Source organism: Klenkia sesuvii (assembly GCF_037083825.1).
In the GTDB taxonomy this organism is placed as follows: Bacteria; Actinomycetota; Actinomycetes; order Mycobacteriales; family Geodermatophilaceae; genus Klenkia; species Klenkia sesuvii.
Genome location: NZ_JBAPLU010000039.1, coordinates 1 through 10,130, shown reverse-complemented (window position 1 = coordinate 10,130; position 10,130 = coordinate 1). Strand labels below are relative to the sequence as shown.

Annotated in this window: 8 protein-coding genes; 3 read left to right on the top strand and 5 right to left on the bottom strand. The window is 70.0% G+C overall.

What is annotated here, in order from left to right; genetic code table 11:
* The first annotated feature begins 290 nt into the window (after window positions 1-290).
* A complete protein-coding gene (locus tag TEK04_RS20935; RefSeq protein WP_336406313.1) occupies window positions 291-1,283 on the top strand; it encodes an IS481 family transposase in 993 nt (330 codons plus the stop codon).
* 171 nt (window positions 1,284-1,454) lie between these two features.
* Window positions 1,455-2,522, top strand: a complete 1,068-nt coding sequence (locus tag TEK04_RS20930) for a serine hydrolase domain-containing protein (RefSeq protein ID WP_336406312.1) — start codon at window positions 1,455-1,457, stop codon at window positions 2,520-2,522.
* On the opposite strand, the gene TEK04_RS20925 is transcribed toward TEK04_RS20930, so the two are convergent.
* The 5 genes from TEK04_RS20925 to TEK04_RS20905 form a co-directional block, all read right to left on the bottom strand.
* Entirely contained in the window at window positions 2,403-3,860 is a 1,458-nt protein-coding gene (locus TEK04_RS20925; protein ID WP_336406311.1) for a class I adenylate-forming enzyme family protein, read from the bottom strand. The two genes, TEK04_RS20930 and TEK04_RS20925, sit on opposite strands and share 120 nt — an antisense overlap.
* An 87-nt stretch (window positions 3,861-3,947) precedes the next feature.
* Complete coding sequence (locus TEK04_RS20920; RefSeq protein WP_336406310.1) at window positions 3,948-4,895, bottom strand: fumarylacetoacetate hydrolase family protein; 948 nt, start codon at window positions 4,893-4,895, stop codon at window positions 3,948-3,950.
* Between the two features lie 15 nt (window positions 4,896-4,910).
* Complete coding sequence (locus tag TEK04_RS20915) at window positions 4,911-5,864, bottom strand: MBL fold metallo-hydrolase (RefSeq protein ID WP_336406309.1); 954 nt, start codon at window positions 5,862-5,864, stop codon at window positions 4,911-4,913.
* Entirely contained in the window at window positions 5,861-7,282 is a 1,422-nt protein-coding gene (locus tag TEK04_RS20910; protein ID WP_336406308.1) for an amidohydrolase family protein, read from the bottom strand. Before TEK04_RS20910 ends, TEK04_RS20915 begins: the two co-directional genes overlap by 4 nt.
* Before the next feature lie 92 nt (window positions 7,283-7,374).
* Window positions 7,375-8,274 (bottom strand): LysR family transcriptional regulator, encoded by a 900-nt coding sequence (locus TEK04_RS20905; protein WP_336406307.1) that lies wholly within the window; start codon window positions 8,272-8,274, stop codon window positions 7,375-7,377.
* Between the two features lie 593 nt (window positions 8,275-8,867).
* On the opposite strand from TEK04_RS20905, the gene TEK04_RS20900 reads away from it, so the two are divergent.
* Window positions 8,868-9,791, top strand: coding sequence for a PucR family transcriptional regulator (locus TEK04_RS20900; RefSeq protein WP_336406306.1), 924 nt, complete (start codon window positions 8,868-8,870; stop codon window positions 9,789-9,791).
* The last annotated feature ends 339 nt before the right edge of the window (window positions 9,792-10,130 follow it).

Sequence of the window (10,130 nt, the reverse complement as noted above, 5' to 3'; positions counted from 1 at the left end):
ACGCCTACACGGCGAACTCGGCCTCGTCCCACCAGTCGAGTACGAACAGGCCCACGCCGGCCGCGCTACCGCCCCGACACCCGTCGAGGCGTGACAACCCGGTCTCCATCAAACCCGGGGCTTGACACACCTGCCCGCCCATCGGAAAGGACGAGCTAGTTGTACTGCCCAGGGAGGTTGGTCGAGGGCGTGTGATCCCGGGATCTGAGTAGGGATCTTGTGGAGGGAGGACCTCCGGGCGTGGAGTGGAGCCGCTGAAGGCACCCATCCCCATCGCACCGGAGATCCTCGTGGCCCACGCTAACGCTGCTCTCACCCCTCGCCACCGACTCAAGCTCGCTCGGGCGGTGGTGGAGGACGGGTGGTCGATCAGCTACGCCGCGGCGGTGTTCAACGTCCCCTGGCCCACCGCCAACCGGTGGGTGCAGCGTTACCTGATCGGCGGGCCGGCGGCGATGGAGGACCGCAGTTCGCGGCCGCACTCATGCCCGCGGCGCACGCCGGCGCCGGTGGTGCGCAAGGTGGTGCACCTGCGGTGGAAGAAGCGGCTGGGCCCAGTCGCGATCGCTGGCGTGCTGGGGATGCCGGCCTCGACCGTGCACGCGGTGCTCAAGCGCTGCCGGCTCAACCGGCTCACCCACGTCGACCGCGCCACCGGCGAGCCGATCCGCCGCTACGAGCACGACCACCCCGGCTCCCTGATCCACGTCGACGTCAAGAAGCTGGGCAACATTCCCGACGGCGGCGGCTGGCGCTACACCGGACGTGTTCAGGGCAAGCGCAACCGGGCGGCCACACCGGGCAAGCCCCGCAACGCCCACCACAACCCGAAGATGGGCACCGCGTTCGTCCACACCGTCATCGACGACCACTCCCGGATCGCCTACGCCGAGACCCACGACGATGAGACCGCCGCGACCGCCATCGCCGTCCTGCGTCGAGCTGTGGCCTGGTTCGCCGCCCGCGGCGTCACCGTCCAGCGCGTCCTGAGTGACAACGGGTCGGCCTACCGCTCCCACGCCTGGCGCGATGCCTGCACCGAACTGGGCATCACCCCCAAGCGGACCCGCCCCTACCGGCCCCAGACCAACGGGAAGATCGAACGGTTCCACCGCACCCTGGCCGACGGCTGGGCCTACCGGCGGATGTTCACCAGCGAGTCAGCCCGCCGCAAGGCCCTGCCGGCCTGGCTGCACGAGTACAACCATCACCGGCCCCACACCGCGATCGGCAAGCAAGCCCCCATCACCCGCTTGACCAACCTCCCTGGGCAGTACAGCTAGACCCGGTCCTCCGGGCCCCGGGATCGCGTCGAGAGACCGCCCGAAGGCGGACCGCCAGTGGGGGGACCGTCGACGATGGTCTGCGACCTCGTGTCGGTTACCTGGGTCACAGGTGGCGGTCATGCTTGCCGAACCGCGGGCATCGGTGCCCGCACGGTGGAGGGAGGCAGCATGGCATCGAGGATCGACGGCGCGCGGATGGACGGTGTGCTCTCCCGCGCGGTGGAGTCCGGCGAGGTGCCCCACGTGGCGGCGATCGTGGCCGACCGCGACGGGGTGCTCTACGAGGGCGGCGCGGGCGTCCGGATCGCGGGGGAGAGCGACGACCCGGTGGGCACGGCGACGCAGTTCCGGATCATGTCGATGACCAAGATGGTCGCCACCGCCGCGGCCCTGCAGCAGGTCGAGCGAGGCGAGCTCGACCTCAGGGCGCCGGTGGCCGACTATCTCCCGGAGTTCGCCGACCTGCAGGTGCTGACCGGCTTCGACGGCGACGAGCCGCAGTACCGTCCGCCGGCCAGCAAGGCCACGGTGCGCCAGCTGGTCACCCACACGACCGGGCTGGGTTACTGGTTCTGGAACGCCGACCTGGTGCGCTGGGAAGCTGCCACGGGCACGCCGAACGTCGTCCCCGGCACCATGGACGCCTTCAGGGCGCCGCTGACGGCCGACCCCGGCACCGAGTTCGTCTACGGCATCAACACCGACTGGCTCGGCCGGGTGGTGGAGAAGGTGGCCGGGCAGACGCTGGACACGGTGGTCGCCGAGGGCATCACCGGACCTCTCGGGATGACCGACACCATGTTCATCCTCGACGACGCGCGGAAGGAGAACCTGGTCACCGTGCACGTGCCCGGTGAGGACGGCGGCTGGACCTCGGCGGGCGAGATCCTGAACCAGTCGCCGGAGTGGTTCGCCGGCGGGCACGGCCTGTACTCCACACCGCGGGACTACATCCGCTTCGAGCGTGCCCTGCTGCGCGGGGGCGAGCTCGACGGCACCCGCATCCTGCGCGAGGACACCGTGGACGCGGCTTTCACCGACCAGCTCGGGGGCATCCCCTTCCACGGCCTGACCCACACCAGCTGGGCTGAGAGACCCTCCCGCTGCCCGTCTGAGTCAGGAGCTCACGCGTCGTCTCAACTCAGGAGTGGCGACCTTGCCGACCGGGGTGCGCGGGAGGTTGTGGACGATGTGAACCTCGGTCGGGATCTTCGTACGGGTCAGTCTCTCCCGTAGGTGCTCCAGCAGTTCGGCGTCGGTGCTGACAGCACCTTCCACCAGGCAGACGAAGGCTACGGGGACCTCGCCAAGGACGGCATCGGGCCGACCGACGACGGCTGCCTCGGCGACGGCGGGGTGGCCCATGATCGCGTTCTCGATCTCGGCCGGGTAGAGGTTCTCGCCGCCGCGAATGATGAGGTCCTTCGTGCGCCCGCGCAGGAACAGGTAGCCGTCCTCGTCGAGGTGGCCCACGTCGCCGGTGTGCAGCCATCCCGCCCGGATGGCCCGCGCCGTTTCCTCAGGCTTGCCGAGGTAGCCGCGCATCACGTTCGGGCCCCGCACGACGACTTCCCCCGGCTCACCACAGGCGGTCGAGTGGTCGTCGGCGTCGACGGTCCTGATCGCCAGGCCTTCCAAGGCCGGACCGACGCTTCCCGCCTTGATCGGCCCGTCGAGGGGATTGACGGCGACCCCGACGGTGGTCTCCGACAAGCCATAGGCCTCGATTATCGGGCTCCCGTATCTCGAGCCGAACGTGGTCAGGGCATCCGGGGGCATGGGCGCAGCTCCGCAGATGCAGAAGCGGAGGGAGCTGGTGTCGGGGCGGACCTCGGGCGGGAGGGCATTGAACATCAGGTACATCGCCGGGACGAGGGAGAAGTAGGTCGGCCTGACCCGCTGCACCTCGGCCCAGAACGTGGTCAGGCTGAAGCGCTCGAGCAGCACGGCGGAGCCGCCCACAGCGAGCGGCAGCAGGAGGCTGACCACCAGCCCGTTGACGTGGAAGAGGGGGAGCGCCACGAGCGCGCGGTCGGCCTCGGTGACCCGCAGGTGCCGGACGAGCATCTTCACCATGGAGTGCACGTTGGCGTGGTCGAGCAGCACGCCCTTGGGCCGGCCCGTCGTGCCGCCGGTGTAGATGAGCAAGGCGAGGTCGGTGTCGAGGGGCGTGTGCTCGGGCGGGGCCATATGGCTGCGCTCGAGTTCGTCGACGTGCAGCCTGCGGACGGGGCGGCTCGTGGGGAGGTCGGTCGCACCGAGCCCGGTGAGGAGCGCCGCGCTGGCGTCGTCCACGACAACGAGCGCTGCGCCGGAATCCCCGAGCTGGTGGGCTGCCTCGTGAATGGTGAGGGCCGGGTTGATCGGTGTGAGCGCGGCACGGAGGTGCCAGGCGGCGAACATGACCGTGGCGAGCTCGACGCGGTTGGGCAGCATGGTGGCCACGACGTCACCGGGCCCGACGCCGAGCGCGGCGAGACCACCCGCGACGCGGCGGACCTCGTCGGCCAACTCCCCGTGGGTGAGCGTGCAGTGCGCGTCGGAAAGTGCGGGTCGGGCCGGGTCCTGCTGCATGCGAGGGATCTCGCTGGGGTGCGCCCAGGCAAAATCCGCTTCTGCTCGATGAGTAGTCATGGCTCCCTCGTCGTGTCCAGAGTGCGGTCAGCTGCGCCGACGCGCCGATGGAATGGGCACTGGGTCGACGCCGGCGACTATGCGGGTGGTGAGGCTGCCCAGCTGTTCGACGCCGACGGTGACCACGTCTCCGGGTTGGAGGGGCTGGTGGACATCCCGGCCGTGCCGGCCCCACAACTCGGCCAAGCACCCCGCACCGCAGGTGCCTGAGCCCAGGACGTCGCCGGGCCGGATCTCCGTGCCGCGGGAGGCGTACGCGACCATGTCGCCGTAGGAGAATGCCATCGACGACCAGCGGTCCTCGCCGATCCGCTCACCGTTGATGTCGACGGTCATCGCGAGGTCATAGGCCGTGCCTGCTCGCCACGGCGCCAGCTCGTCCGGGGTGACCAGCACCGGACCCAGGGTGGTTGCCGTGTCCTTGCCCTTGGCCGGGCCGAGACGGACCTCCATCTCGGCGAACTGCACGTCCCGCGCTGACCAGTCATTCATGATCGTGTAGCCGGCGATGTAGGACTCCCCGTCCTCCGGCCGCACATCGCTCCCGGTGCGTCCGATGACAGCCGCGACCTCGAGTTCGAGGTCGAAGAGCTGACTGCCGGGCGGTACGGGAACGTCGTCGTGCGGCCCTCGGATGGCGTATGGATTGGTGAAGTAGAACGCTGGCGCCTCGTACCACCGATCGGGGATGGTTGCGTCGGGTCCGGCCAGGCGCGCTGCGCCCTCGAGGTGCTGCTCGAATGTCATGAAGTCACGGACGGTGGGCGGGGTGGGCAGTGGCGCACGCAGCCGCAGATCGGCGTACGCCCGCACAGAGCTGGTCCGTTGAAGAGCTCGCTCTCCGGCTGCCTGCAGTCCGTTCTCGGCGCGCAGCAGGTCCAGCAGCGTGACGCCGACCGGCAGCGCGTGCACCTGGTCGTCAGCGAGGACGCCGACACGGTCCTCGCCCTCCTCGGCGTAGGTGATGAATCGCACGGGGTCTCCTGTTCCTCAGACGGCGGTGGGCATTGGCCCACCGAGCCACGCCACCGCGTCCGGGAGGACGGCGGCCGGGTCCAGGTCGCGGCCCTCCCGGTCGGCGTATACGCGGTGCAGGTTGAGCACGAACCGCTCGGCGTCCGCCCAGCCGGCGAACTCCCCGAGGTCGGTGTCCCGGGCGACCTCCAACGGGGTACGTCCGCGGGCCAGTCCCACGTCGGCTCGGTCAAGCACGAATCGGTAGTAACGCCGGTGCTCGTCGAGCACGACGTCGATCTGCGCACCCTCGAGCACCGGACCGTGCCCGGGGACGACGACCTCGGGCTCCATGTCCGCCAACCAGTCCACCGCGGCGAGTGCTCCGGTGACCGAGCCCATGAAGACCAACGGGGTCAGCCCGGCGAAGAGGAGGTCGCCGGCGAAGAGCACCCTCTCCTCGGGCAGCCAGGCGACCAGGTCTCCGGTGGTGTGCGCCGGTCCGCCCGGATGCAGCAGTTGCACCGGGCGCCCTGCGACGTGCACCGTCGTGGAGGTTGTCACAGCCACGTCCGGCAGCCGTCGCCGGACCGGTCCCCAGTCGGGCACCGGAGTCCAGAACGGCGGGCAGCCGTCGATGACGACGTCGGTGCGCAATCCTTCGCGCATCCGCTCGTGCCCGATCAGCACTGTTGCGTCCGGCAGCAAGCTGTTGCCGTAGGTGTGGTCGCCATGCTGGTGGGTGTTGACCGCCAGGCGGAACGGGGCGCCACCCGTTGCGCTGTCGAGAGCGGTGAGGAACCGGCGGGTGCGTTCGGCGGTGGCGCAGGTGTCCACGAGGAGGACGCCGTCGTCTCCGGCCACGGCGCCGGCGTTGTTGATCCACCAGGACCCGTCGGGCTGCACCCAGGCGTGCACACCCGGTCGTACCTCCCGCAGCCGGGCCGATTCGGGCCCGATGGTCTGGTCCTCGCCAGGGCGTCCGCTCACGAGACCAAGTTGGTCTTGGCGAGCTCCGCGAACATCCCGAACCCGGTGTCCGGCGTGGGGGGCAGAGCCGGGACCACCGAACGGACGCGGGTGAGGATCTGCTCGGCGGAGGTGTCCGCCCGCTCGAGCAGTGCGGGGAGGTCGACGCCGGTCATGACGCCGTCCTTCTTCACCGTCTGGCCGGCGACCAGGACGGTGCGCACGTCGGAGGGCGACGTCTGGAAGATCAAGGCCCCGGCCGGGTCGATGTGCGGATGTTGAGTCGTGCCAGGTCCGCCGACGACGATCAGGTCCGCCTGTTTGCCCGGGGTGAGGCTTCCTATCCGGTCCCCGAGGCCGAGCGCCTCGGCAGCGTTGACCGTCGACCAGCGCAGGGCTTCCAGGGCGGTCGTGGTCACCTTCATGGGGTTGTCACCGGCGAGGTTGGTTGCCTCGGTGTCGGCCCAGCGCTTGAAGCCCAAGCCCTGGCGGATCTGGCTGAGCAGGTCGCCGCTGTTGAGCGAGATGATGTCGCACGACAGAGTCGGTGCGAGTCCATGGCGCTCGCACGCCTCGAACACGGGGCGCCCCATGCCCATGTTGAGCTCGGTCTCGACGGAGATGGACACCTTGCCGCCCGAGCGCGCGATCATCGCCCACTCCTCGTCGTCCAAGGTGTTGCAGTGCACGTGCACCATGTCCGGGCCGAGCAGCCCCGCCGCGTCCATCTCGCGGATGCCGTTGGGCAGGCCCCAGACGCAGCCGGTGTGGGTCACCTGAAGCGCCTGGTGCTCGCGAGCGGCATGCACCTCGGCCGCGGTGACCGAGAGCGGGACGGTGGCCTGCTCGGTGAGCGACACGCCCAGGGTGAGCAGCCCGGACGAGGACGGGAACCAGCTACCGGCGATCCGCCGGAAGTCAGCCAGCCGAGCTCTGTGGTCGGTGAAGTGGGCCGGCGCCTGGGGGCTGCTGTCGAAGAACCCGTAGCCGAAGACGGCGCGAATACCGGCGTCACGGAGCCCGGTCACCGCACCGTCGCTGTGCTCGGGGGTGTTGTTGCAGTGGGAGAAGTCCAGGATCGTCGTGACCCCGGACTCGAGCGCCTCCGCCGCCCCCAGCAGGTTGCCCAGGTGGACGTCGGCGGCGCTGTATGCCGGGGAGACCGCCAGCCGGATGCCGTAGAAGTAGTCGGCAAGGGTCCAGTCGGTGCACAGCGCCCGCATCTGGGTCTGCCACGTGTGGCGGTGGGAGTCGATCAACCCGGGCGCGACGATGTGGCCGGTCGCGTCGATGATTTCTGCATCGATGTCGCCGATCGTGGGCTGGACGGCCGCGATCAGACCGTCTTCGACGAGGACGTCGCCGTGCGGGATCTCGCCGATCGACGGGTCCATCGACAAGACGTACCCGCCCCGGATGAGGGTGCGCTGACTGGCCATGGTGATCGTTCGCTCCGGGTGGTCTCAGTGATCGCCGCCGTCCATGTGGCCGGGGTCACGTCGCAGTCCACCACCGCCGACGCGGCCGATCATCAGTCGAATCGGTTGCGGTCGCCGATGGGCACGTCGAGGTCCAACTTGCGGACCAGCTTCGCGGCTCGCCGGAACGCCGCCACAGTCGAACGATGGTCGTCGCTGCGGGTGGCGACGGCGATGTTCACGCCCGCCCCGATGAGCGGGATGAACCGGACGTCGGGATGCGGGTAGTAGCGCGCCGCATCGGCCGCGTGCAAGGAGATTCGCCCCGTGGTCGCCACGGCGCCGGGGATTCCTGCGGGGCTGCGTACCGCCGGGGCTGTGGGGTCCAGTGCTGGTCCCGCCCATGAACGAAGAAGCGGTTCGTGGGCGGCGACGTTCAACCATCGGCAGTCCACGAGTTCCTCGGTCGTGAGGACGGTGGCGTCGGCCATCGGCGACGCCGCGGGCACCACCGCGACCCTGGGAGTGGACAGCACGGGCTCGAACAAGAGCCCCTCCAGCTCGCCTACGTGGTGCACGACGGCGACATCGACGAGGCCCTGTCGTACGGCGTCGTACTGGTCGGCGAAGGTGAGCTCGTGGTGCTCCAGAACCGACCCGGGTGCCTGGACGCGGACGGCCGCGGCGAGATCGCGCCACCGGTCTCCTGCGCCGAAGCCCAGGATGCCGATGCGGATCGGGCCCGGTTCCACCGGACGGACGTCGGCGGCGACCGACCGCAACTGGTCAACCTGCGCCAGCACGGCGCGAGCCCGGACAACGAAGCTCTCCCCGGCTGCGGTCAGCCGCACCTGCCGACTTGTCCGATCGAACAGGCGGGCGCCCACTTCGCGTTCCAGTCGCTGAATGTGCCGCCCGAAAGGCTGGGCCGAGATGTAGTGCCGGCGGGCCGCCCGGCCGAAGTGGAGCTCGTCGGCCAGCGTGACCGCGTAGCGCAACGTGCGGATCTCCATGGCCCCTCCATCGGATCGGCCCCGCCCCCGCTGCCTCCTGCGGCCGCGGCGGAGGTCTCGTTCACCTCTCGCGCGGCCGCAGGCGATCATGCACGCATCTGCAGGACGGCACCCGGAGTGTCTAGCATCTTCGGGTCGACGGGCCCCGATCACCTCAGCTCGGTACAACGTCCCTGGACACCACAGCTAAACCACCCGGAGGCGCAGATGCAATGGCTCTTGCGCCTGCAGCCCGTCGGCGCCGAACCCGTTCCGGCACCGGCCAGCAGCCCGGCGACGATCCAGGCCGCCACCTCGGCTCTCGGCCCGGGCCCCGTGGAGTGGACCGTCGAGGTCGGCCATGCCATGGCCACCCGCATCACCGCTGAGATCCCCGAGCTCAGCGGCGGACCAGGACCCTTCCTGAGCCTGCGGATGGGCACCGAGTCAGCCACCCTGCGCTCACTGCTGCGCATCGTGAACCCCACGGTCCCCTTGCCGGCCATCACCGAGGAAGCGCTGGTGGGCGACCGAGAGTTCGTCCGCCGCGGGGTCACCCTGGACCGAGTGCTACGCGGGGTTCGCCTCGGTCACGCCGGCATGGCCGGGCCTACATGGCCGCCTGCCAGCAGCTCGTCCCCGATGACGAACGCGTCGAGGTCATGCAGCAGGTGTCCGAGCGGTTGTTCGACTACATCGATGAGTTCGCCGGCAGCATGGCCGCCGAGTTCGTCATCGAACGAGACCGCTGGGTGACCTCCGCCGCGGCCGCCCGCGAAGAAGCCGTCCGCGCCCTCATCGAGGGTCACGACCACGTGCCATCAGCCATCCCCGACTACGACCTCACCCGCGCGCACGTCGGGTTGCTGCTGTGGTTCGACCCCGTTCGTAGCGACGCCGACACAGCCGAACTGCAACGTGCCGCCCTCGAGGTCCTCCGGTACTGGGACTGCACCCACACCCTGGTCGTCCCCATCGGGCGCGCCCGCCTGTGGGCCTGGGGATCCCGCCGTTCCCTGCCCGACCGCCTGCGGGTCGGCGCGCACAAGCCCGACCGACCCGACGTGGCGATGGCCTATGGCAGCCCCGGCGCCGGCTTGGCAGGGTTCCGCCGGACCCACCAGGAGGCCCTGGCCGCCGAGCGCATCCACAAGCCCGCCCAGCCAGAATATCGATGGGCCACCTCGTATGCCCAGGTCGAGATCGCTGCTCTGCTCACCGACGACTTGCCCGCGGCCGCCGCGTTCCTGCGCCGACACCTCGGTCCGCTCGCCGCCGACACCGCCCCAGCCCGAGACCTGCGGCGCACCCTGCTCGCCTACCTCGAGCACGGCAACAGCCCCCACCTGGCCGCCCAGCGCCTGCACGTCTCCCGCAACACCGTCAACTACCGGATCAAGCGGGTCGAAGAGCTGCTCGGTCCGTATTGGCGCGAACGCAGCCACCCCTTGCACACGGCACTGGTGGTCCTACGTGACATCGGCGACCACATCCTTTGGCACGAGCCGGATTCCGACCAACCCGCGCCGCAGCCCTGACCCCCGGCCCGTACCGGCCGGCTACCTAGGACCTAACAGCGGCCACCCCCGATCAGTCGGAACGCGACCGTTGCGCACCGGCGGTCGTATCCGCCCCACCCGCCAGCCCTCAGCCACCACCGGCTCGGGCCTACTCATGCCCCCGGTGACCTCACCCGCCGGCGTTCGAACGATCTGCGACCGGGCAGCGTGCTGTTCCGCTGGAATCTGCCTGTCAAGCCCCGGGTTTGATGGAGACCGGGTTGTCACGCCTCGACGGGTGTCGGGGCGGTAGCGCGGCCGGCGTGGGCCTGTTCGTACTCGACTGGTGGGACGAGGCCGAGTTCGCCGTGTAGGCGT